General features: G+C 43.0%; 1 protein-coding gene. It reads left to right on the plus strand.

Going from position 1 to position 456, the window contains the following annotated elements; translation table 11 throughout:
• Positions 1-31 precede the first annotated feature (31 nt).
• Positions 32-456, plus strand: a 425-nt coding sequence (locus tag E7X57_RS12200) for a fasciclin domain-containing protein (RefSeq protein WP_244603702.1), incomplete at its 3' end; no start/stop codon positions are given.

Below are 456 nucleotides of genomic sequence, written 5' to 3' on the forward strand. Positions count from 1 at the left end.
GTTATTGACATTTTTAGCCGTTATTTTTTCTTTGACAGCAGCTGCAAGCGCCGCACCAGATACTGTGGCAGACATAATCAATGATAGTGAAAACCATACTATTCTTGAAGCAGCATTAAATGATACTGGCTTAACGGGAGCTCTCTCAGCAGAAGACGGAAATTTCACAGTATTCGCACCAACAGATGAAGCATTTGCAGCATTACCTGAAGGAACTCTTGATGCATTACTTGCAGATGAAGAGGCTCTTGCAGGTGTACTGACATACCACGTGGTTGCAGGTGAATTCATGGCAGCAGATGTTGTATCAATGGATTCAGCTGAAACTGTCCAGGGAAGTGAAATTACCTTCACTGTAACAGACGATGGTGTAATGGTCAATGATGCAACTGTTGTGATTACAGACATTGAAGCAAGTAACGGGGTCATACACGTCATTGACGCAGTACTGATACC

Origin of the sequence: Methanococcoides sp. AM1 (assembly GCF_900774055.1) — an archaeon.
Classification (GTDB): domain Archaea; phylum Halobacteriota; class Methanosarcinia; order Methanosarcinales; family Methanosarcinaceae; genus Methanococcoides.